Source organism: Actinomadura latina NBRC 106108 (genome assembly GCF_001552195.1).
Taxonomy (GTDB): Bacteria; Actinomycetota; Actinomycetes; order Streptosporangiales; family Streptosporangiaceae; genus Spirillospora; species Spirillospora latina.
Map to the genome: position 1 here is coordinate 43013 of NZ_BCQS01000009.1, position 22080 is coordinate 65092.

Below are 22080 nucleotides of genomic sequence, written 5' to 3' on the forward strand. Positions count from 1 at the left end.
ACGGCGGGGTTTCGTCGTGAGATGACCGGAATCCTCTACGATCGGGCGCCATGGCATGGCCGACCGCGCGTTCGCCGCTCATCCTCCCGTGGGCCGCGCTGAAGCTCGCGGGACGGTTCGTCCTGCCGCTGTCCCTGTGGTTCACCGTGGGGGAGCTGCTCCGCTACGGCGCCATGTACGGGGGCTACAAGCTCGGGACGATGAAGGGCACGGCCGCATCCGTCGCGCCGATCGTCACCATCGGCCTGCTCGTGGTGATCACGCTGACGGTCACGGTGCTCATGGTGCACAGCGTCCGGGAGGGCCTGGACGTGGTGCACGCCCGCGAGGCGGACGGCGACCTCACGCCCTGGGCGGTCGGCAACGAGGAGCCGGTGATCGGCGCGATCGGCCGCGCCGCGCTCCCGTTCGTCATCTTCTACCTGGCGTGGGGGATGCAGGGCGAGGACGCCCGCGAGTTCGCGTCGGCGGCGGCGAGCCGCGGGTTCGCCGAGGGCGGCATCGAGGGGCAGATCAAGGGCGCGGAGATGCTGCTGTCGCTGGAGAAGCACGTCGGCCTCGCGATCGGGCTCACCGCGGGCCTGTTCCTGCTGAAGGTGCTGGCGGAGTGGCGGCTGGAGGAGCGGCTGCCCCGCGCCATCGGCGCGCTCGTCGCCCTCCTGGAGATCAACTTCGCGCTGTTCGGCATCTTCACCATCGACCACCTGCGCGGCCTCGGCGTCGGCTGGCTCACCGGGCGGGAGGTGTGGGGCTGGGTGACCGGCGTCGCGGGCCCCGCCTTCGCGCTGTGGCCGCCGTTCAAGGACGCGGTGCTCGGCGCGCTGATCTGGCTGGTGGTCGCGGGGGTGATCCTCGGGCTGGACGCGGCGGACGAGCGGGTCGTGCTCAGCGGTGGCCGGGCGGCGCGGCGGCTGGCGCGGGCCGGCGGGATCGACCGGACGAACAGCCCCCGCGAGCTGCTCACCCGCGGGTTCCGGGAGATGTGGCTGCCCGCCTGGTACGGGCTGCGGCTCGTCCGCCGGTCCGGGATGATGCCGTTCGCCACGTTCGCCCTGCTGTTCGCGGGGCTCTACGTGGGGGAGGACGCGGCCCGCCGGGTCATGTACGAGCTGATCGGCCCGCACGAGGTGACGTGGTGGATGCAGTGGCTGCCGGCCATCGGCTACGGAACCGGTCTCGTCTTCGAGATCCTGCGGGTGTGCCTGCTGGCGGCGGCGTTCAACCTGGTGATGGCGCGGGTCAGCGCTCGAAACGCAGCGAAGGCAGTGGGTCCCCCGCCTTCCGCGTCTCCTTCGGCGCCTGGATCTCCAGCTCCAGCGCGTCCGCCTCGGTCCGGGGCACCGTCCCCTTGACGGTGATGCGCAGCGCGACGCCCGCCTTCGGCTCGGTCGTGCGGAGCCCGTCCGCGGACCAGGTGCGGCCGTCGTCGTCGCGGAGCCGGTACGCCAGGCCGTACGAGCCGACCGCCTTGACGCCGGCGGCGTCCGAAGGCCGGACGGCCACGTCCAGCTGCAGTTCGACCACCTCGCCCTGCCGGTCGCCGAGGGGGGCGGCCGTCCGCCGGTCGACGACCTTCCATTGCGCGCCGGCCAGCTTGCCGACCTGGCCTTCGCGGACGGTCGTCACCTTCTCCGGCGGTTTCAGGAATTTCCGGACCTTGTCGGTCTCGTCCGCCCACGGCAGGACGAGCATCGCCGACACGGCGCACACGAGCGCGACCGCCTGCACGATCCGCAGGTCGCGGGGACGCATTCCCGGGCGCCCGGGAAGCGGGATCCCGTCGGGGCGGGTGTCGGAGGCCGTCATGGGGTGTCCGCCCTGACCTGGTATCGGTCGGTCGCGCCCTGGATCAGTTTCGCCGCCCGGTCCTTGCCGAGCTCGAGGTCGATGTCGGCGGCCGAGGACAGCTGCGGCAGCAGCCCGCCGGTGCCCACGACCAGGTGCGCGCCCTCGACCCGGTTCTCGGGCAGCTCGAACACCAGCTTCGTGGACGTCCAGATCATCGGCTGGAACGTGGGCTGGTTCAGCGCGGCCGCCGCGGTTCGCGGGCCGCTCTTGAACGTGTAGCCGCCGGGGGTCTCCAGCTCCGCCGACGCGAGCTGCAGCGGTTCGCGGGCCGCCGTCGCGCTGAGCCGCACGACGAGGTAGACGCCGTCGGTCCCCACCGGGGGACTGCCGCCGATCGAGAAGCCCGGCTCCAGCGACCGCGCCGCGTCGACCCCGTCGACCCGCACGCTGAAGTCGCGGGTCGTGACCTTCGCGCCTACCGTCCCGCCGGTCCGGATCGGGTCCAGTTCCCCCGCCCGCACCTCGGGCCGGACGGAGTGCAGCCACATCGCGCCGGCGAGCAGGACCGTCCCGCCGAGCCCGGCCCCGCCCCGTAACAGCACCCGCCGCGCGTTCAAGACGGACTCACCGGCAGGGTGAGGCGGGCGGCGAGCGCGTCGCTCTTCGGATCGACCAGCCAGTTGTAGCCGCTGTCGGTGAACCCGTGCTCGTACTTCCACTGGCGCAGGCCCACGGTCAGCGTCGACGGCGAGTCCGCCGGGCCCATCTCCCACATCGCGGACGCCTCGACCGGCAGCCCCGGCTGCGCCATGTCGGTCTTCGCGCCGCCCGCGACCCCTTCGACCCGCTCGGGCTCCACCCACTTGCCGGCCCTGGTCAGCGCGACGACGCCGTCCGTCAGCCCGCCGCCGCCCAGCGACTCGGTCTCCTTGCCCTTGTTGAGCACCCGCATCCGCATGATGAGGAACCGCTTCTTGCCGCTGCCGAACGCCTCGTCGGCGAGCCCGATCCTCACGTCATGGACGGTCACGCTGAACAACCCGAGGTCGAGCCGTTCACCGGCCTTCTTCGCGGGCTGCTCGGGCGTCGCCTTGAACCCGCCCGCGACCCACACCACCGGCACCAGGACCACGAGGACGCCCAGCACGGCCAGCGGCACGACCCACCGCCGCGCCGCCGCGCGCTGCCCGGCCTCTGGGGGAACCGGCGCCGTCGACTGCATCCGCCAGATGGTATTACGCCGGCCGTCCTCGGGCCGCCGGACGTCCGGCGGTCAGCCGTCGCCGCGCGGGTCCGCCGGGTCGGGGGCGACCGCGGCGTAGCCGGGACGCCAGCCGCGGCGCCGGCCGAGCGGGATCAGCATGCCGGCCGCCGCCACCAGTGCGGCCAGGCCCAGCGCGCCGCCCGCGATGCCCAGGGCGACGGCGCGGGTCGTCGGGTCGGGACGGTCCGCCATGGCGATCTTCACGGGCGGTCCGGCGGCGCCGGGCTGCCCGGCGTCCGCGACGCCCACCGCGGTCAGTGCCTCGAACGGGTTGATCATGCCGTGCCCGCTGCCCGTCCCCTTGCTGCCCTCCGCGGTCGCCTCGATCCGCCGCTTGACCTGCGCGGGGGTGAGGTTCGGGTAGAGCTGCTCGATCAGCGCGGCGAGCCCCGCGACGAACGGCGTGGCGAAGCTCGTGCCCTGCTCGGCGACGGCGTAGGTGCCGTCCGGCGCGGTCGTCACGATGTCCTTGCCCGGCGCGATCACCGAGACGGGGGTCGCGGGGTTGGAGAACGTGGTGACCTGCCCGTCCTGGCCGACGGCGCCCACCGAGATCACGCCCGGGTAGGCGCCCGGGTACATCAGCCCGGGGACGCTGCCCTTCTCCGGGTCGATGTTGCCGGCCGCGGCCACGATGACGACGCCCTTCGCGAGCGCGTCCTCCACCGACTTGCGCAGCCGCGGGTCGTCCCCCATCGACTGGGTCGAGACGTTGATGACGTCCGCGCCGAGCCGGACGGCCTCGTCGATGCCCTTGGCGGCGAGGCCGCTGTCGACGCCGGTGGACTGGGCCGCGAACTTGACCGGGATGATCTGCGCGTCCGGGGCGACGCCGTAGAAGGGGCTGACGCCCTGCTTCGCGGCGATGATCCCGGCCACCCAGGTGCCGTGCCCGAGGCAGTCCTTCGCGCCCGTCTTCGTCAGGTCGACCCCCTTGAGGACCTTCCCGGCGAGCTGCGGGTTCGCCGCGGTGACGCCGCTGTCCACCACCGCGACCTTGACCCCGCGGCCGGTGGCCCGCTCGTGCGCGGCGCCGAAGTTGAGGATGCGCTGCGCCCAGGGCTGGCCGTTCTGGTCGAGCTGCTGCTTCGTCATGACCCCGGCGGGCGGGTTGCAGTTCGCCGGCGCCGCCGGCGCCGCATGGGCGACCGGCGCCGTGCACAGGGGCGCGAGGCAGCCGGCCAGCACGGCGACCGCTGTCCATCTCATCCCGGAAGCTCCTTTCACCGGACACGACTGTAGAGGACGGCGGGCCGGTCATGCCGAGATCATCCGGTGTACTGCACCGGCGGGACGCCATGACCTATCCTGCCGATCCGAGGAAGCGTCCGTCAGGACGGCGGGAACGGCGACCGAAGGAGCTGGAGTGGGCGGCGAGATCTCCGTGAACCCGGCACGGATCGACCAGCACGGCAAAGAGATCAAGAGCGCGGTCCGCCCGGCTCTCGACAAGGCGCGCAGCACCCTGAACGACAACGGGACGATCGAGGGCGGCGATTTCAGCGTCACCGGCACGATGGCGTCGATGGCCTATCCGATGGGCCTCCAGTTCGCCTACGAGGACCTGAACACCCACCTTGAGATGCTGGACGGATTCGCCGAGAAACTGGGCACCGCGGCGAAGAACTACGGCGGCGCCGAGACCGCCAGCAAGATCAAGTACGTCTGACGAGGGGCAGGGCGCCGCGATGACCGCATTCAATTCCTATGACACCCTCATGGGCACCGCCGACATCGAGACCGGCATCGCCCAGTTCATCCTTCCGCCGGCCGCCTGGGTGAAGCTCCAGTTCACACTGAGCAAGGGCAACCCGGCCAATCTCGAAAAGGCGGGGCAGGCGTGGCAGCAGGCCGCCCAGTCCGTCGAGCAGACGAAGACGCTGCTGCGGCAGCGGGTGGCCGCGATCTCCCCGCAGGACTGGACCGCAGACGACCGTCCCGGCTACGAGCAGAAGGTCCAGGAGTTCATCGCGCAGCTCGACATCCTGCAGACCTACTTCCAGGCCGTGAGCATCGCGCTGATCTCGTTCGCCTGGGCGCTGATGATCTACGCGGTCTTCGCCGTGGCGATGGGCACGTTCCTCGCCGCGCTCGCCGCCGTCGCCGCCGCGGCCCTCGCCGGGATCATCACCGCGGAGATCACCGCGACCTGCGAGGCGATCGCCGCGACCTGCCTGACCGTCACGATCGTCGCCACCGGCGTCCTCGGGATGGCCGCGCAGCTCGCGGCCATGGTGTTCCAGGGCGGGTCGCTGCTCGCCGCGGTCGCCGAGTCGGGCAAGGGCAACGACCAGGCCCTGTCCGACTTCATGACCGCCCAGGCGACCGGCTCTGCCGCCGCCCTCGCCAACCTCGGGCAGAACGCCCTCAACGGGGGCCTCGCGGCCGCCGGGGCGCGCGGCGGCCGGGGCATGCCCGTCTCCAACGTCGACCTCGACGCCGACCGCAACGCCAACCACACGTGGAACGTCGGCGGCGGCGCCACCGTCAAGACCGGCACCGGGAACGAGATCACCGGCGGCGGCCACGTCAAGTGGGGCGACCACGGCCTCGCGGGCGGCGACCTGTCCGGCGGCTTCAAGTCCTCGACCGGGCTCGGCGTCGACGGCAACGTCGAGTACACCGACGAGGACGGCATCGGCCGGGGCGACCACGGCAGCGTGAAGTACGGCGCCGGGGCGAGCGCGGAGACCCCCGGGTCCGTGCCCATCGGGGGCCGCGGCCCCAACGGCGCCGCGGGCGGGCCGGAGCTGCCCCTCCCGACCGCCGGCGGCAAGGTGGGCCTCGAAGGCACCCACGACTTCGAGACCGGCCAGGGCAAGGTGTCGGAGTCCGGCAGCGTCCAGGTCAACGGCGGCGACGTCGTCAAGGGCACCGGGAACCTCGACTACGACGGCAAGGGCCACACGTCCACGTCAGGATCGCTGGACCTGCCGATCGGAACCGTCAAGGCGGGCGACGAGACTCCGCCCTGGGACAAGTGAGGAGCCGTCCCCCCGCCCCTCTCCCAGTCAGGAAAGCTCCCATGTTCGACTATCCGGCGCTGCGCATCGAGCAGATCTCGTCCCAGTTCGAGTACGAGGTCAGCGACCCGGGCGGGCAGTCCCTCGGCCGGACCACGCAGGTCTCCGGCCCGAAACCGCGCAAGGGGCCGCTGGCGATGTTCGGCGCGGGCGTCGGCGACGCCCGCGTGGTCCTCCAGCTCTTCGCGGCGGACGGCACACCGGCCTTCTTCGTCGACTACCAGCGCGGCGCGCCGGTCGCGTTCGTCGCACCCGACGGCACCGTGATCGGCCGGTACGCCGAGGACCGGACGTCCGCCGCGCAGCAGATGGCCGGGCAGGGCGCCCTCCGCAGGATGATGGCGGCCATGGCGCCCGCCATGTGCAACGTCCTCCTGGACGGCGCCGACCGTCCGCTGTGCCGCCTCAACTGGGAGATGCGGCTGGACAGTACGCAGAACGACAACCGGCAGTGGCACGTCGTCGGCTGCTCCTACACCGACATGAACGGCGTCCAGGTCGCGAAACTCGACGTGAACGAGGGCTTCTACAAGGGCAAGTACGACCTCCAGTTCTTCTATCAGCTGCCCGAGCCGATGCGGACGCTCATCCTCGCCTCGCCCATCGCGTTCGACCTGACCCGGAGCTGACATGCCGGGCCTGTACGAGACGCTGACCTGGACGATCGACGAACCCGGGCAGCAGCGCACGTACGTCTTCCACGACCGGGACGAGCCGCTCGCCAACGGCACCCGGGTGCCGGTCCGGCGTCCGGACGACGCGGCGATGCCGTACGCGAACCCGCACGTGCAGTACGACGAATCGCGCGTCGTCATCTGCGTCGCCGCCCCGGACGGCGGCCCGTACTTCTACGTCGACCGGACGAACGACCCGATGCGTCCGCAACCGGCGTACGTCGTCGCGGCGAACGGCGCGCTGATCGGCTCCATCGCCGCCGCCACCGGGGGCGTGAAGGGCGTCTTCTCCCTCATGTCCGGGAAGAGCGGCGGCCGGTTCTCGCTTCTGGACGCGCAGTCCAGGCCGCTCGCGACGTTCACCGGCCCCGGCCTGCGCAACCCGAACGCGGAGGGCGTCCTCGTGGACCCGTCCGGGAAGGAGGTCGCCCGGGTGGCCACCGACCGCTCGCCGTACAACGACCGCAGGCGCCGCCGGACCGTGCGCGTCCACGGCCCGCTTCCCGAACCGCTGCACACCCTGGTCCTCGCGCTGGTCATCGGCGTGGAACTGATGGTCCCGGCCACCTGACGGCCGTTTGCGGGCAATTGGCGCGATCGTCCTTTATGATCAACCTTCAGAACCGAGGAGCGCACACGTGACGACACCGAAGGCAGCGGACCCCCAGCGCATCGCCCTGCACGGCAAGGACCTCACCGACCAGGTCGTCCCCCGGCTGCGGACGGCCGGCGACAAGCTCAACACCGACGGCACCTACAACCTTGAGGGCGGCGACTTCAGCATCACCTGCTCCGCCGCCTCGGCCGCCTACCCGATCGCCGTCCAGTTCGGCTTCGAGGACGTCAAGCTGCTGATGGAGACGGCCAAGGGCTTCGCAGAGAAGATCGACACGACGGCGAAGACGTACGCCGACGCCGAGCGCTCCAGCACGGTCTGACGGAGAGGAACGACAGCGTGACCACCCCCAGCGGCGGACGGACGGCGGGCGGGACGACCCCGTCGGGCGGCGGCTCCACGAGCGGGTCCCGGGGCGGCTCGTCCACCACCACCCCGGCCTCGCCGACGCAGGGCGCCCGCAACAAGGGGCTCGCGGGCGGCGCGGGCGCGGCGGGCGGCGCGGTCGTCGCGGCGGCGACGGGCGGTTCGGCCCTCGCCACCGCCGAGTCGCTGATGGCGATGGCCACCACCATGGTCAGCGCGGCCGTCATCCTGCCGCCGGCGCTGATGATCTCGTTCATGTTCCGGCTCTCCACCAGCAAGCCGCAGAACCTCGACAAGGCCGGAAGCGACTGGGCCGCGGCCGCCCAGGAGCTGGAGCAGGCGTCCCACGATCTCCGGCAGCTCGCGGAGGGCATCCCCGCGCAGGCGTGGAGCATGGACGACCGGAACGCCTACGAGAACAAGGTCGGCGACTTCTGCCTGCAGGTCGACGCCCTGCACAACTACCTGATGGCGGTCTCGATCGCGCTGAAGATCCTCGCGTGGGCGCTGTTCGCCTACGCGGTGTTCGCGATGGGCATGGCCGTCTACATCGACGCGCTCGCCGTCCTGGCGGTCGCGTCCCTCGCCAGCATCGTCGGCTCCGTCGACTACCCGGCGCTGCTGGCGCTCGCCCAGACCGCCTCGTTGATCACCAACATCTCGACCGGCGTCCTCGCCGCCGCGGGCGGGATCGCCTCCATGGCGATGTTCGGCGGCGCCTCCTTCACCGGCGACTACCAGGCCGACCACGGCAACGCGGGCGCGAAGGCCGCGTTCGACAAGGCGTTCGCGACGGGCTCCGCCGGCGCCGCCGCCAACCTGCTGCAGAACGCCGGCAACGCCGGGCTGAACTGGCTCAACCGCTCCGGCGGGCAGACCATCAGCGGCGGCCTGCCCGGCGGCCGGTCCGCGGGCGGCAAGGGCTTCCCCCTCACCGAGATCGACCTGGACGCCGACCGCGACATCAACAAGACCTGGACGGTCGGCGGCGGCGCCAAGTTCGAGACCCCCGCGGGTGAGACCGAGGTCTCCGGCAACGTCAAGAAGAACGACGAGGGCTGGGCCGGCGGCGAGGTCGGCGTCAACCAGAAGACCCCGATCCTCGGCGGCACCGCGGACGTGACCGGCGGCGGCAAGCTCACCTGGGACGAGAACGAGAACCTCGCCGGCGGCTACAAGGTGGGCGCCGGCCACCCGGGCTCCGGCAGCCAGACCGAGTACGAGGGCAACTGGGACAACAAGGGCGACTACTCCGACAAGTACAAGGTCAACACCCCGGCCTTCAACAGGGAGGGCTCCTTCGCCGAGGGCCCCAAGGACGAAACCCCGCCTTGGGACAAGTAACAACGCACGCCCTCGGCGGTTGACCCGGCAGTCACGAGGAATCACGGGTTAAGGCCAGGCCATTACCGCAGATTTCAGATCCAAATTTCCGCATATGTGACCTGCATGGAACCGTCTACTGTGCAGGAACGCCGTCCAAGATGCGGAATGTCAATGTTCGGCGACGATCGTCCTTTTTGGCCGTAATCCACGAGAACCCGTCCGTGCCCCTGACTGCGAGTGGAGCGCGGCAGGGGAGGCCCCCTACCATCCGTGTCGACAAACGACCCAGGTGAATCTCTTTCACCGCGGCCGGGAGGACGGATGGCGCCCAAGGACGCCGATCCAGCGCGGATCGGGCAGCACAGCAAGGACCTCGCCGACATCGTCGTACCGCTCGTCGACAGAGCGGGGCAGACACTGTCCCAGGACGGGGCGTACAACCTGGAGGGCGGTGATTTCAGCATCGCCTGCTTCGCCGCTTCGGCGGCCTATCCCTTCGCGGTCCAGTTCGCGTTCGAGGACATGAAGTCGCAGAAGAAGGTCGCCGACTCTTACGTGCAGCGCCTTGACGCGACGGCCAAGAACTACGCCAAGGCTGATCAGCAGAGCAACATCGGGAACTGAGCCCGGCCGCTGAGGACACATGGATCGGAGAAGCGGAAATGACCCCTCCCCAGGAAGGCGGCGGCGGGCCGTCGGCGGCCGATACACGAGCGGCGCGGAACAAGGGCCTGGTGCGCGGCGGCGGGGCCGGGGGCGCGGCGGCCGGCGCCGCCGTGGCGGGCGCCTTCGTCCCCGGCAACTCCGTGACCGGCGCGGCAGAGGCGATGATGGGCGCGGCATTCGCCATGGCCGCAGGGGCGGGCGTCCTTCCCCCGGCTCTCATGGTGGCGTTCCAGTTCAAACTCGCCACCGGCAAGCCGCAGAACCTCGAGAAGGCCGCCGGATACTGGGAAAGCGCCGCGAAGGATCTGGAAAAGGCCGCACAGGAGCTGAAAACCCTGGTCGAGGGCATCCCGGGGCCCGCCTGGAACATGGACGACCGGAAAAAGTACGAGAGCACCGCCGAGGAATACCGCCTCCAGCTGGACTACCTGCACAACTACTGCATGGCGGTTCACTACGCGCTCATCGTCCTGGCATGGGCCCTGTTCGCCTACGCGATCTTCGCGGTGGCCATGGGTGGTTTCCTGGACGGACTGGCCATCGCGGCGGTGGCGAGTGCCGGGACCGCCTACGCAGCCTGCCTCGGGTTGGCGACGACCGCCGCGAACGTCACCTGGGTAGTGACGGGAACTCTCGGCATGGCCGGCCAACTCTGCGGCGCGGTGCTCGCGGGCGGAGCGGCGGTGACGGCGGGCTACCAGTCCTCGCACGGCAACGACGAGGCCTGGGCGGCGTTCAGGAAGGCCGTCGTGACCGGCTCGGCGGGCGCGGGCGCCAACCTCCTGCAGAGCGCCGCCAACGCCGGCCTCGCCTACCTCAACCGCTCCGATGGCCAGATAGCAAAAATACCGAACTCGGAACGTACCTCTGGAACCCACGGTTTTCCGCTCCAAGAGATCGACCTGGACGCAGACCGCAAGTACGACACGACCTGGAACATCGGCGGTGGGGTCAAGGTGAGGATTCCTCATGAAGGCCCGGAGCTCGAAGTGTCCGGCCATCGGCAATGGGGGCCGGACGGGTATGCGGGCAGCGACTTCGAGTTGAAAGGAAAGCAGCCTACGCCGGGCGGGATCGTGGATCTTACCGGAGGAATCAAAAAAGAATGGGACGGGCAAGGTAACGAAAAGACCACCTACGGCGTGGGCGCCGAACAGCCCCACACTGGGTCGAAGGGTGGATACGAGGGCACGGTCGGCCCCGACGGAAAAACAGAGAACAAGGCAACATGGGTCGCGCCCTGGGGAAGCCAGGAAAAGAACTTCGATCCGCCTTGGACTGATTCCGGTAAATGATCGCGACTGGCTGAGACTCGACGTGCGGGGAAGGCCACACCCATGCCGCTCATTACCGGCGGCTCCGAAAGTTCATGCACGACGCCATTGCCGAACGCGGCTCGCGACGAACACGGCTAGGAGATTGGTTTGTCCGCATTCCTTGAGTTGAGCAAGGTGGCATACAAGAATCTGGGGCGTCGCCGGTATCAATATTTTGCCGAGGATGGCGAACTCGTAGCGGATGTGGCGCAGATCCATGGCGGTAAGCCGCGCGGGCGGCTGGCGCGCATGTTCGCTCCCGAGCGTGATTACTCCAATGCGGCCCTCCGGGCGGCCTCACCCGATGGCAATTCCATATTTACCATTTCGAGGGAAATGGAAAGGACGGGCTCGCACGGTGCGATCACTCTCTACTCTCCCGACGGGAAAATGGTGGGAGGAGTTCGGAGCGATCCCCTCCTCGATGGCGACTTCATCATGCAGAACATATGGCGGCTGGTGGACCAAGAAGCATGCGTCCAAAGTTCTGCTGTGCAGAGGCTTATTTCCAAGGGGCGCAAGCCGCCCGGAAACCCACCTGTGCACAGCGAAAAGATCGACTACGCCAACACGTACGGGACGGAGATCGCGTTCTTTGACGGCAAGTGGATAACATTAGAGCGGGAGCTTCCGGAGTTTCTGCAGTTGCTTGTGGTGGCTTCGCCTATCGCTTTTGACCTGCTCGATGGCGCGTGAGAGGCCGAATCTTACGGGAGTTGATTTGTCCGGGATTCTTGGGTCGGGCAAGGTGCGGTTCGTGAGTTTGGGGCGTCGTCGGTATCAGTATTTGCGCAGTTCGACTGCGGACCGGGATTTCCCAGGGCCCGGAAACTGGTCCGCCTGCGGGAGAAGACTCCGGTCGCAATGCGCATGGCCGCCATAGCCTGGATGCTCACTGATGATGAGGCGCGCCGAGAGGAAGTCCTCGCTCCCGACCCGAGAGCCCCCGAGCCCTATCCAGAATTCAGCCACACTCATGCCGCTCATTACAGGCGGCTGCGGAAGTTCATGGACGACACCATCGCCGAACGCTGGCGACAGCAGACGGGTTAGCAGTTGTTGCACGAAAGTGTGAAGCGTCGCCGGCATCGACATTTCGGATGAGGGCGATGCGTGAGGGTCCGGTGCTCTAGGATGAGCCGGACGCCCGGCGAGAGAGGTTGATATGGCTCCCAATTCGGTTAGGGGTGCGTGATGGCCCTGTTCGCCAGCCCTTCGCTGGTTCTGAACCCGGCGGACCTGTACGAGTTCCAGGACGCCCGTTCCGGGGCTGGGCAGGCTCGGCTCGTCGAGGTGGCGCGGGTTCGGTCGCCGCGCGGGAGTTTCCTCACCCCCGACCGGGTGCAGACGCCGCGCCTCACGTTCGCCGTCACGGCGCCGGACGGTACGACGCTCATGTACGCGGATCGCGCCGAGCATCTGAAGCTCAACCCCGTCGCGCCGCAGATGGCGTTCGTCGGCACTGACGGAACCGTCCTGGGGCGGGTCGAGTACGACAGCCATTCCACGTTCCACGGTGGCGGACGGGTCATCGGAACGACTCAGGAGGGCTGGCACCTGACGCCCGCCGCCCGGCTGCTCGACGCGGAGGGCCGACCGGTTGCCGACCTGGTCGCCGCGCAGCCACCGGACATGAGCCGACCGCGGCTGCCCGACGGGCGGGACGCGCGCACCATCCGGTGGATCACTTCGGACGGCGCTCAACTGGCGGAACGACGTGAAGGCGTCCTCTATATCGATGAGCGGGTCACCGGGGTCTGGCGCGCCCTCATCATCGGTTCGTATCTGGCGGTCGCCTTCGAGTTCCATCTGCCCATCGGGGACGGGCAGGTTTCCGAGGCGGTTCCGGACGTCTATCCCGGTTACGCGAATGTGCACGCCGCCTACGACGAGTTCCAGCGGAACTTCATGACCGAGTACCGGAGGCCGGTCCGTACGCGGGTCTCGCCGGCGGTGTTCATGCCGGGCGTCCAGCGGGACCAGTTGGAGCACCTGGTCAAACTGTTCTTCCCGGTGGTGGTCGCGGTGGCGGTGATCGTCCTCATCGTCCGGGTCGTCACCTGACGCGGAGCGGCCCCGGAACGAGCGGGTCGTTCCAGGGCCGCGACCGGGGTCAGCGGGGGCCGGGGGAGCCGGGGCCCTTGTAGTCGTCCATGGCCTCCTTCGCGCGCTGCTGCTGGATGCCCAGCTCGTGGGCGAGGGTCCGCAGCTGCCCGGCGAAGCCGTTGGCGATCTTGTCGAGGGAGGCGAGGGCCTTGCCGGGGTCGAGGGCCTTCTCCGGGTCGTCCGGCATGTCGAACATGGCGGTGCTCGCCTCGCGGGCCTTCGTCTGGAAGTCCTGCGCGGCGGCGTTGACCGCGGTGCGGATCTCCTCGCTGAGCTCCACGGCCGGCAGCCGCAGCGCGCGGGGGTCGAGGTCCAGCTTGGTCAGGCCGCCCTCCGCCTGGTACTCGGCGACGACGCGCCCGTCGGCGGCCTCGCCGCGGCCGACGGCGGCCCGGATGGACTCCTGCATCTTGGCGAAGTCGCCCATCTGCTGCTGCATGTCGCGCTGGTAGCGCTCGAACTCCGGCCCGAGGCTGAACTCGGCCATCGGTTCCTCCTACTCCTGGTGTGCGGTCTGGATGAGGCGGGTGCCGTTGCGGCGGTTGATGAAGTAGCCGCGGCCGACCGGCAGCGAGTGCCCCTTGATGTTGCCGAGCACGACCCCCTCGTCCTTGTTACCGGACATCAGCAGGCCGGGTGAGCCCATCTCCTTGATCCGCTGCAGCACCGGGTCGTACATCGCGCGGCCGGCGCCGCCGAACGCGCGGGACACGATCACGTGCAGCCCGATGTCGCGGGCCTGCGGCAGCAGCTCGGCCAGCTGGACGACGGGGTTGTTGGACGTGGCGACCAGGTCGTAGTCGTCGATGATGAGGTAGAGGTCGGCGCCCGTCCACCACGACCGGTCCCGCAGCTGCTCGGGGGTGAGGTCGGCCGGTGGGAGCCGCGCCTGCAGCGCCCCGACGATGTCCTTGACGAGGCTCTGCGCGGCGGCCGAGGACGCGGCGTAGCCGATGCGGTGCTCGGTCTCGGCCGCGTCCAGCAGGGACCGCCGGTAGTCGATGAAGATCATCCGCGCCTGGTCGGGCGTGTACCGCTCGATGATCCCGCTGGTGATCATCCGCATCAGGTTCGACTTGCCGCACTCGGTGTCGCCGATGACGAGGAAGTGCGACTCGGACGCGAAGTCCAGGAAGACCGGCGACAGCGACTCCTCGTCGATGCCGATCGGGATCCGCGAGCCGCTCTCCTGCGCGCTCGGCAGCGACGAGACCGGCAGCACCGACGGGAGCATCCGCACCTTCGGCGCGGACGGCCCGCTCCAGTTCGCCGCGATCGCGTTCACCAGCTTCTTGACGCCCTCGGCGAGGGTGGAGTCGTCGGACTCCCCGTCCAGGCGCGGCAGCGCCGTCAGGCAGTGGTGGCCGTCCCGGGTCAGGCCGCGGCCCGGCTTGCCCTCCGGGACGTTCCCGGCGAGCTTCCGGTCGATCTCCGACTCGTACGGGTCGCCGAGCTTCAACTCCAGCTTCGTGCCGAAGAGGTCCCGGACGTTCATCCGGAACTCCGACCACTTGTTGACCGTCGCGACCACGTGGATGCCGTAGCCGAGGCCGCGCGCGACCAGGTCGGTGATGACGGGTTCGAGGTTCTCGTAGTCCTGCCGGAGCGTCATCCAGCCGTCCACGACGAGGAACACGTCGCCGTAGCCGTCCCCGGTGATCTCGCCGGACGCGCGCATCCGCCGGTAGGTGGGCATCGAGTCGATGCCGCGCTCGGCGAACTCGCGCTCGCGCTGCTCCAGCAGCGAGGTGACCTCGGCGACGGTGCGGCGGACGCGGTCGGCGTCCAGCCGGTTGGCGACGCCGCCGACGTGCGGCATGTCCGACAGCGCGGCGAGCGTGCCGCCGCCGAAGTCGAGGCAGTAGAACTGCACCTGCTGCGGCGTGTGCGTGATCGCGAGGGACGCGATGAGCGTCCGCAGCATCGTGGACTTGCCGGTCTGCGGGGAGCCCGCGATGCCGGCGTTGCCGGCCGCGCTGGACAGGTCGACGTACATGGGGTCGCGGCGCTGGTCGAACGGCTTGTCGACGACGCCGACGATCGCGTGCAGCCGGTTCCGCCAGCCGTCGTGCTGCGTCGTCAGGCCGAGGCCCTGGACGACGGCGAGGGACGGCAGCAGCTCGTCCAGCGTGGGCGGCGCGTCCAGCGGCGGCAGCCAGATCGGGTGCGCGGGCGGCCCGTGGTTCTCCAGCTGCCTGACCACGACGTCGAACAGCGTCGCCTGCGACTCGTTCTCCGGGCCCTGCTGCTGGTCCTGCTGGGACTCGATGACGTGCGGGCGGATGTAGTCCGGGATGTAGGGGACGATCTGCCGGACGACCTGCGGCCCGGCCTTCTCCTTGGGCTGCAGGTCCTCGCTGGCGGGCCCGGACACGTACGCGGCGCGGAACCGCGTCATCGACTCGGTGCCGAACTTCATGTAGCCGTGGCCGGGTGCGGACGGCAGCTCGTAGGCGTCCGGGACGCCCAGCACGACGCGGGACTCCTGCGCGGAGAACGTCCGGAGGCCGATCCGGTACGACAGGTGGGTGTCCAGGCCGCGCAGCTTGCCCTCCTCCAGGCGCTGCGAGGCGAGCAGGATGTGCACGCCCAGCGACCGCCCCAGCCGTCCGATCATGACGAACAGGTCGGCGAACTCGGGCTTGGCCGACAGCAGCTCGGAGAACTCGTCCAGCACCAGGAACAGCGTCGGCATCGGCTGCAGGTCGGCGCCCTGCTCGCGGGCCTTCTCGTAGTCGCGCAGCGAGGCGTAGTTTCCCTGCGCGCGCAGGTACTCCTGGCGGCGGACCATCTCGCCGTGCAGCGCGTCGTACATGCGGTCGACCAGGGGGAGCTCGTCCTCCAGGTTCGTGATGATCGCGGAGACGTGCCGGAGGTTCTCCATCCCGAGGAAGGTCGCGCCGCCCTTGAAGTCGACGAGGACGAAGTTGAGCACCTCCGACGAGTGCGTCAGCGCGAGGCCCAGCACCAGCGTCCGCAGCGCCTCCGACTTACCGGAGCCGGTGGCGCCGATGCACAGCCCGTGCGGTCCCATGCCGCCCTGCGCGGACTCCTTGATGTCGAGGTGGACGGGACGTCCCTCGGTGTCGACGCCGATGGGGACCCGCAGCCGGTTGCGCGGCGCCCGCGGCCGCCACGTCTCGGCGGGGTCGACGCGGAACGGGTTCTCGACGCCCAGCAGCGAGGTGACCGTGGTGGCGCCGGACAGGGCGTCCTCCATCGGGCCGGACGCGGCGCTGGCGCGCAGCGGGGCGAGCTGGCGGGCCAGCGCCTCGGCCTGCTGAAGGGTGATCGAGTCGGGCTTGCCGATGCGGGTGGCGACGTCCTTGCCCGTGCGGTCCTTACTGAGCCGGCCGACCTGCTCCTTGGTGACGGCCAGGCGGAGCATCGTCGGCTCCGGCGTCGGCGCGACGGAACCGGTCAGGTCGATGATGCAGACGCCCTCGACGCCGTCGGCGGCCAGCTGGGAGTCGTAGGACGCCTGGCCGCCGTCCATGATCACGATGTGGTAGGGCAGGTCGTCCTGGGAGAGGCCCGGCTGGAACCGGGGGCGGTCCTTCACCTGCTGGCCGAACATGGCCTCCAGCGTCGTCATGCTCTCGGCCATGAGCCGCACCGCGCCGGCCGCGTCGTGCTCGGTGGGGTGCAGGTTGTGCGGCAGCCACTTCACCCACTGCCACCACGGCATCCGCTCCCGCGACGCGCACACCGTGATGCGCACGTCGTCGGGGGAGTGGAACGTCGCGATCTGCGCGACGAGCGCGCGGACCATCCCGTACACGGCCTCCGGGTCGCCGGTCGGGACGATCCGGGAGAACGACCGCAGCGACAGCGAGATCGGCAGGTTCGGCACGTTCGCGTGGGTGCGCATGAAGCGGCGCAGCGCGCCGGCGGTCATGGGCTCCAGGTCCTCGATCGGCTTCGTCTCCGGCGCGATCAGCTGCACGGCGAGCTTCTGCGCGCCGCTCGCCACCCGGACCTGGATGAAGTCCTCGTCGGACGGCCGGCGCTCCCACAACCGGGCGCTCATCGCCAGCGACCAGAGCGACCCCGGATCGGGGCTGGCCCACTCCAGCGCCTCGCGCTGCTGCCGCGCCGCCTTCCGGACCTTCTTGCGGACCTGCCCCAGGTAGCGGAGGTAGTCGCGCCGCTCGTTGTTGAGCTTGACCTTGCGCTCGCCGCTGTTGCGCCCGACCTGGCCGAGCATCATGCCGAACATGGACACGGCGAACATGCCGCCCGCCACGTACTGCATCGTCCCGCCGCCGCGGCCCGCCATCATGAAGACCATGGCCCCCGACCCCGCCAGCATCGGCAGGTAGGTCAGGACCGCCTGGAATCCCTGCGGAATCAGCTCCGGCAGCTCCGGCGGCGACTCGAGCAGGATCTCCCCCCGCGGCATCGGCGGGGGCTTGCGCCGTTCTCTCCGCCGGACGATGTCCGTGCTCACGCTAACCGTCCTTCCATCGCGGCGGGCCCATCGTCCGGACCTGCCGCATCAGGCCATGGATCAGGCCGTCGCACCAGGCGGGGAGCGCGCCGGTCACCGGCGCCCTGCTGCGGGCCGCATCACGTGATCATGCCGTGACTGAACCGTACGAATCGTAGAGGCATCGGATGTGGCGTGCGAGCCGCATCTATCTCACCGGTGACACTTCCGGTACACGCCGGACGCACCAGACATTAGGGTTGGCGGGTTCACATGACCATGAGGCACGTGCATCACCCCGCGTCCGAGGCGACCGGCATGGCACCATGCTGGGTGCTTCCCCCCGTCCGCACACCGGAAGATTTGCGAGGAAGTCGTGAGTGCGCTCCCAGGAGCTGACCTGTGCCGGGTCACGGTCGTCGGACCGAGCCGCCGGGTCGACATCGCGCTGCCGTCCGACGCGACCTTCGCCGAGCTCTACCCCACGATGCTGCGCTACGCCGGCCAGAACCTCGCCGACTCCGGCCTGGCGCACGGCGGCTGGGTGCTGCAGAAGCTCGACGAGGCGCCGTTCGATCCCGCCAGCACGCCCTCCCAGGCGGGTCTCCGCGACGGCGACCTGATCTACCTGCGTCCCCGGATGGCGCAGATCCCCGACATGGTGTTCGACGACGTCCCGGACGTCGTCGCGACCGGAGTCAAGGAGCGGCCGGGACGCTGGCGCCAGGACGCCACCCGCAGGTTCGCCCTCGGCTGGGGCGTCGCCGGGCTCGTCGTCGGGGCGCTGACCCTGCTGCTGGCCGGCCCGTCCTGGATCGCCCCGGCCATCGCCGCCGGCGCGGTCGCGCTGCTGCTGCTCGTCGCCGCGGTCGCGCTGTCCCGGGCGCTCGGCGACGCCGGGGCCGGCGCGGCGCTCGGCTACGCGGCGCTGCCGTACGCGTTCCTCGCCGGGCTGCTCGGCCCGGCGGGCGACGACCCGCTGCGGGACGTCGGCGCGCTGCACCTCGTCGCCGGGTTCGGCGCGGTGGTGCTGGCCGCGACCATCGCCGGGTTCGCCATCGCGGACGGGCTGCCGGTCTTCTACGGCGTCGCGGTCGCCGCGCTGCTGGGCGCCGCGAACAGCGCCGTCTCGCTGGGCTTCGACATGGACGCCGCCGGGATCGCCGCCATCACCGTCACGGTGGCCCTCGCGCTGACCCCGCTGCTGCCGGGCGTCGCCTTCAAGATGGCGCGGGTGCAGTTGCCGCCGGTGCCGGGCAGCGCGGAGGACCTGCGCAGCGACACGCTGATGGTGGACGGGCAGGCCCTGCTGAGCCGGACGGCGGTCGCCGACCGGTTCGTGACCGGGGGCGTGTCGGCGATCGGCCTGGTCGTCCTCGGCGCGGTGGTCCCGCTTGCCTTCGACGGCGGCTGGGTGAGCCCGGTGATGTGCGTCGTCCTCGCGTTCACGGTGCTGCTGCGGGCGCGGATCTTCCGGTCCAGGGCGCAGAAGCTGTGGCTGCTCGTCCCGGGCGTGACGGCGCTCGCCGCGCTCGCCGCCGCGACCGCGCTGGACGCCGACTCGCAGGTCCTGCTGCTGACCGGCGTGCTGCTGCCGACGCTGGTGGTGTCGGGCATCGCGACCGGCGTCGGGATGTGGCTGCCCGGCAACCGGCTGACCCCGTTCTGGGGCCGGGCCGGCGACATCCTGGAGATCATCCTGGTGGTGGCGCTGGTGCCGCTCGCGCTCGGCGTCGCCGGGGTCTTCGAGTACGTCCGCGGCGTGGTGGGTTGACAGGGAAGGAGACGCGATGCAGACCAAGAGGGATCTGCTTCAGGCGCACCGCCTGATGACCCACCGGGCGTCCCAGGCGCTGATCCTGGCCGAGCCGGACTACCCCGAGCAGCCGCTCCGCAAGATCAACGTCGGGACCTTCGCGGGCGTGATGGTCGGGATACTGGTCGCCGCGGGCTTCGGCATCGCCGGGCTGCTCGTCGGCGGCGGCGGCAGCGGGCTGGCGGAGAAGGGCACCGTCCTCATCGAGAAGGACAGCGGCGCGCTCTACGTGTGGTGCACTCCGCAGGGCGCCCAGAAGGACGTGCTGTGCCCGGTCGCCAACTACACCTCGGCCAAGCTCGCCGCCTCGCTTGCGGGCGGCGGCAGCGGCGGCGCGCCCGCGCAGAAGTCCGTCTCCGCCAAGTCGCTGGCGAAGTTCCCGCGCGGCCCGATGATCGGCATCCCCGGCGCGCCGGACTCCGTGCCCGCCGCCGGCCGGCTGGTCGGCGGCCCGTGGTCGGTCTGCGTGCGGCAGAACCCGCAGGGCGGCACCGGGAGCTCCGTCGTGTCGCTGGTCGGCGGGCGCGACGTCGGCGGGGAGGTCCTCGACCCGTCCGTCGGCGTGGTCGTCAGCACGGGCGCGAACAGCAACTGGCTGATCTGGAAGAACCAGCGCATGCGGCTGTCGCCGGCCGGTCTCACCGTGCTCAGCGCGTCCGCGCCCGCGGCGGTGTCGCCCGGGTTCGTCAACGCGCTGCCCGCCGGTCCCGACTTCGCCCCGCCGAACATCCCCGGCGCCGGCGGCAAACCGCAGTTCGCCGGCGCGAACGGCCGGATCGGCCAGGTCTTCATGGTCAAGGGCGTCGGAGGCGGCGACCAGCCCTACGTCCTGATGGCGGACGGGTACGCGCCGATCAGCCCGCTGCAGGCCGCCCTCATCCAGAACTCGGCGGCGTACCGGCTGCCCAAGGACTCGCCCCTGGACGGCGCGGCGGTCACCACGCACCGGTCGAACCAGCGGGTCATCGACGAGGGCCTGCCCCAGTCGCAGATCAAGGTCCGCCCGTACGACGCGAAGGAGTCCCTCTGCGTCGTGTACCCGGACGCCGGCAAGGGCTCCAAGGATGCGCGGCTCACCGTCGGCGGCGGGACGGACCTGCCGATGCCCGCGCGGGCGTCCGGGGCGGGCGTCGACAACGTGGTGCTGCCGCCGGGGAGCGCGATCCTCGCCGGGGTGCTGCCGGCGTCGGGATCGGTCGACGCGATCAACACCTACGCCCTCGTGGCGGACGACGGCCGGAGGTACGCGCTGAAGTCGGCGGAGACCGCCAAGGCGCTCGGCTACACGATCTCCGCAGACGGCAACGACGCCGTTCCGGTCCCCGCGAATCTGCTCAACCTGGTGCCGAAGGGGCCGACCCTGGACCCGCAGCAGGCGCTGCAGCCCATTCAGCAGGGCGGTGCAGGCTCGTGATCAGCAAAAAGGTGCGAATTTCCCCTGCTGTCACACGATTTTGATACGATCACCGCTCGTCACAGTCAGCACGGGGAGGTGTCATGAGTCAGGCCTTCAGTACGGACTATGTCACGATGAAGCAGGCCCAGTCGCTGTTCCAGTCGAAGCATCGCGAGATGGTCGAACTGCTGGACGCGCTCGAGGCCGATCTGCAGAGTGGCCTGGGTCGCTGGGAGGACGACGCCCGCGACGCGTACTTCGAGGCCAAGGGAAGGTGGGACAAGGTCGCGCGCCAGCAGGCGCAGACCGTGAAGGAGTTCAGTGGCGCGGTCGGCACCGCCCACGACAACTACAAGTCCGCCGAGGGGTCCAACACCCAGATGTGGGCCTGATGACCTGCGGGTGAACCTTCGGTACACCCTTCGCTCCTGATCTCCAACGGCCCGATCATCGATCATGTCCGTTGCCAGTATCGGCTCCCTGTATCAGAATGTGACGAGCTTTACGAGGATGTGCGTTGTGCCCGACCATGGTGTTCAAAGTCGATTGGGTCGGCAGTGGAACCAACGGGGGCTCGCGCCGAGTCGAACCACAGGTAGTACCTAGTCGGGAAGGTGTGACTGATGAGCCAGAAGTCTTCGGTCGACAGAGCAGAAATGGCCCAGGCGGCCCAGCGCGTCGAGCAGGCCGCGCAGGACCTGCGCAAGATCCAGGGCGACCTCGGCCAGGAGCAGTCCCAGCTGTCCGGCCGCTGGATCGGTGAGGCCGGCAGTGCCTTCACCAAGGTCTACAACGAGTTCAACGGCGAGCTGGGCAAGGTCCTCGAGGTCCTGAACAACCTCCACGAGAAGCTCGTCCAGGTCAAGATCAACTACGAGGGCAGCGAGCAGCAGCAGACCGAAGCGGTCAACCGCGTCGCCGGCCTGCTCAACGGCTGATCGCCCCACCCGGATCTCAGGACGACACGGAGGAACAATGAGCTACAGCTCGATGGACTTCGGCGCGATGCAGCAGGCGTACGCCGCGTTCCAGCAGAAGTACAACCAGATGAACTCCGAGCTCGACGACCTCGCCAAGAGCGTCGAGAGCAAGCTCGGCCAGTGGGAGGACGGCGCCCGCGACGCCTACTTCGACGCCAAGCGCCAGTGGGAGGCCTCGGCCGCGGACATCGCCCGCATCGTGCAGCAACTCGGCGCGGTCATCCAGTCCTCGGGTGAGACGGGCCAGACCACGGTCAAGAACAACGTCAGCATCATCGGCGGCTGACGACCGGCCTGATCGGCCGGCCGCCGGG

General features: G+C 70.0%; 22 protein-coding genes. 16 read left to right on the forward strand and 6 right to left on the reverse strand.

Annotation, left to right across the window (positions count from 1 at the left end; all coding sequences use genetic code 11):
- Window positions 1-50: 50 nt before the first annotated feature.
- Complete coding sequence (locus AL2_RS15185; protein ID WP_067634325.1) at window positions 51-1352, forward strand: hypothetical protein; 1302 nt, start codon at window positions 51-53, stop codon at window positions 1350-1352.
- On the opposite strand, the gene AL2_RS37425 is transcribed toward AL2_RS15185, so the two are convergent.
- Genes AL2_RS37425 through AL2_RS15205 form a run of 4 tightly spaced genes read right to left on the reverse strand, consistent with a single transcriptional unit; the run spans window position 1240 to window position 4261 of the window.
- On the reverse strand, window positions 1240-1806 hold the full coding sequence (locus AL2_RS37425; RefSeq protein ID WP_157438170.1) for a hypothetical protein: 567 nt from the start codon (window positions 1804-1806) through the stop codon (window positions 1240-1242). The two genes, AL2_RS15185 and AL2_RS37425, sit on opposite strands and share 113 nt — an antisense overlap.
- Window positions 1803-2405, reverse strand: a complete 603-nt coding sequence (locus AL2_RS15195) for a hypothetical protein (protein WP_067634328.1) — start codon at window positions 2403-2405, stop codon at window positions 1803-1805. The genes AL2_RS37425 and AL2_RS15195 overlap by 4 nt, the downstream gene beginning before the upstream one ends.
- Window positions 2402-3010: a hypothetical protein gene (locus AL2_RS15200; RefSeq protein WP_067634329.1), complete on the reverse strand. Its 609-nt coding sequence runs from the start codon at window positions 3008-3010 to the stop codon at window positions 2402-2404. Before AL2_RS15200 ends, AL2_RS15195 begins: the two co-directional genes overlap by 4 nt.
- Before the next feature lie 51 nt (window positions 3011-3061).
- Window positions 3062-4261 carry a S8 family serine peptidase gene (locus AL2_RS15205; RefSeq protein ID WP_067634330.1) on the reverse strand — a complete coding sequence of 400 codons (1200 nt, stop codon included), beginning with the start codon at window positions 4259-4261 and terminating at the stop codon, window positions 3062-3064.
- 157 nt (window positions 4262-4418) lie between these two features.
- Between AL2_RS15205 and AL2_RS15210 the strand changes: the two genes are divergently transcribed.
- The 10 genes from AL2_RS15210 to AL2_RS15255 all read left to right on the forward strand — a co-directional run bounded on the left by AL2_RS15210 (window position 4419) and on the right by AL2_RS15255 (window position 13103).
- Complete coding sequence (locus AL2_RS15210; protein WP_067634331.1) at window positions 4419-4721, forward strand: hypothetical protein; 303 nt, start codon at window positions 4419-4421, stop codon at window positions 4719-4721.
- A 19-nt stretch (window positions 4722-4740) separates the two neighbouring features.
- Window positions 4741-6036, forward strand: a complete 1296-nt coding sequence (locus tag AL2_RS15215; RefSeq protein ID WP_067634340.1) for a hypothetical protein — start codon at window positions 4741-4743, stop codon at window positions 6034-6036.
- A gap of 41 nt (window positions 6037-6077) precedes the next feature.
- Complete coding sequence (locus tag AL2_RS37430; RefSeq protein ID WP_067634344.1) at window positions 6078-6704, forward strand: hypothetical protein; 627 nt, start codon at window positions 6078-6080, stop codon at window positions 6702-6704.
- A 1-nt stretch (window position 6705) separates the two neighbouring features.
- Window positions 6706-7320 carry a hypothetical protein gene (locus AL2_RS15225; RefSeq protein ID WP_067634345.1) on the forward strand — a complete coding sequence of 205 codons (615 nt, stop codon included), beginning with the start codon at window positions 6706-6708 and terminating at the stop codon, window positions 7318-7320.
- 67 nt (window positions 7321-7387) lie between these two features.
- Window positions 7388-7687: a hypothetical protein gene (locus tag AL2_RS15230; RefSeq protein ID WP_067634346.1), complete on the forward strand. Its 300-nt coding sequence runs from the start codon at window positions 7388-7390 to the stop codon at window positions 7685-7687.
- A 17-nt stretch (window positions 7688-7704) separates the two neighbouring features.
- Window positions 7705-9075: a hypothetical protein gene (locus tag AL2_RS15235; protein WP_067634349.1), complete on the forward strand. Its 1371-nt coding sequence runs from the start codon at window positions 7705-7707 to the stop codon at window positions 9073-9075.
- A gap of 303 nt (window positions 9076-9378) precedes the next feature.
- On the forward strand, window positions 9379-9681 hold the full coding sequence (locus AL2_RS15240) for a hypothetical protein (RefSeq protein ID WP_067634350.1): 303 nt from the start codon (window positions 9379-9381) through the stop codon (window positions 9679-9681).
- Between the two features lie 38 nt (window positions 9682-9719).
- On the forward strand, window positions 9720-11018 hold the full coding sequence (locus AL2_RS15245; RefSeq protein ID WP_157438171.1) for a hypothetical protein: 1299 nt from the start codon (window positions 9720-9722) through the stop codon (window positions 11016-11018).
- A 129-nt stretch (window positions 11019-11147) separates the two neighbouring features.
- Window positions 11148-11735 (forward strand): hypothetical protein, encoded by a 588-nt coding sequence (locus AL2_RS37435; protein WP_157438172.1) that lies wholly within the window; start codon window positions 11148-11150, stop codon window positions 11733-11735.
- 498 nt (window positions 11736-12233) lie between these two features.
- The gene (locus AL2_RS15255) at window positions 12234-13103 is read left to right on the forward strand and encodes a hypothetical protein (RefSeq protein WP_067634357.1); all 870 of its coding nucleotides are present in this window, start codon (window positions 12234-12236) and stop codon (window positions 13101-13103) included.
- A gap of 49 nt (window positions 13104-13152) precedes the next feature.
- On the opposite strand, the gene AL2_RS15260 is transcribed toward AL2_RS15255, so the two are convergent.
- Together AL2_RS15260 and eccCa are read right to left on the reverse strand one after the other, a co-directional pair.
- On the reverse strand, window positions 13153-13632 hold the full coding sequence (locus tag AL2_RS15260) for a YbaB/EbfC family nucleoid-associated protein (protein ID WP_067634358.1): 480 nt from the start codon (window positions 13630-13632) through the stop codon (window positions 13153-13155).
- 9 nt (window positions 13633-13641) lie between these two features.
- Window positions 13642-17595 (reverse strand): type VII secretion protein EccCa, encoded by a 3954-nt coding sequence (gene eccCa, locus AL2_RS15265; protein WP_067634359.1) that lies wholly within the window; start codon window positions 17593-17595, stop codon window positions 13642-13644.
- 355 nt (window positions 17596-17950) lie between these two features.
- On the opposite strand from eccCa, the gene eccD reads away from it, so the two are divergent.
- The 5 genes from eccD to AL2_RS15290 all read left to right on the forward strand — a co-directional run bounded on the left by eccD (window position 17951) and on the right by AL2_RS15290 (window position 22052).
- Window positions 17951-19348 carry a type VII secretion integral membrane protein EccD gene (eccD, locus tag AL2_RS15270; protein ID WP_067634360.1) on the forward strand — a complete coding sequence of 466 codons (1398 nt, stop codon included), beginning with the start codon at window positions 17951-17953 and terminating at the stop codon, window positions 19346-19348.
- A gap of 16 nt (window positions 19349-19364) precedes the next feature.
- On the forward strand, window positions 19365-20804 hold the full coding sequence (eccB, locus tag AL2_RS15275) for a type VII secretion protein EccB (RefSeq protein WP_067634361.1): 1440 nt from the start codon (window positions 19365-19367) through the stop codon (window positions 20802-20804).
- Between the two features lie 83 nt (window positions 20805-20887).
- Window positions 20888-21178 (forward strand): WXG100 family type VII secretion target, encoded by a 291-nt coding sequence (locus AL2_RS15280; RefSeq protein WP_067634362.1) that lies wholly within the window; start codon window positions 20888-20890, stop codon window positions 21176-21178.
- A gap of 231 nt (window positions 21179-21409) precedes the next feature.
- Window positions 21410-21724, forward strand: a complete 315-nt coding sequence (locus tag AL2_RS15285; RefSeq protein ID WP_083946535.1) for a WXG100 family type VII secretion target — start codon at window positions 21410-21412, stop codon at window positions 21722-21724.
- Between the two features lie 37 nt (window positions 21725-21761).
- Window positions 21762-22052, forward strand: coding sequence for a WXG100 family type VII secretion target (locus tag AL2_RS15290; protein ID WP_067634364.1), 291 nt, complete (start codon window positions 21762-21764; stop codon window positions 22050-22052).
- The last annotated feature ends 28 nt before the right edge of the window (window positions 22053-22080 follow it).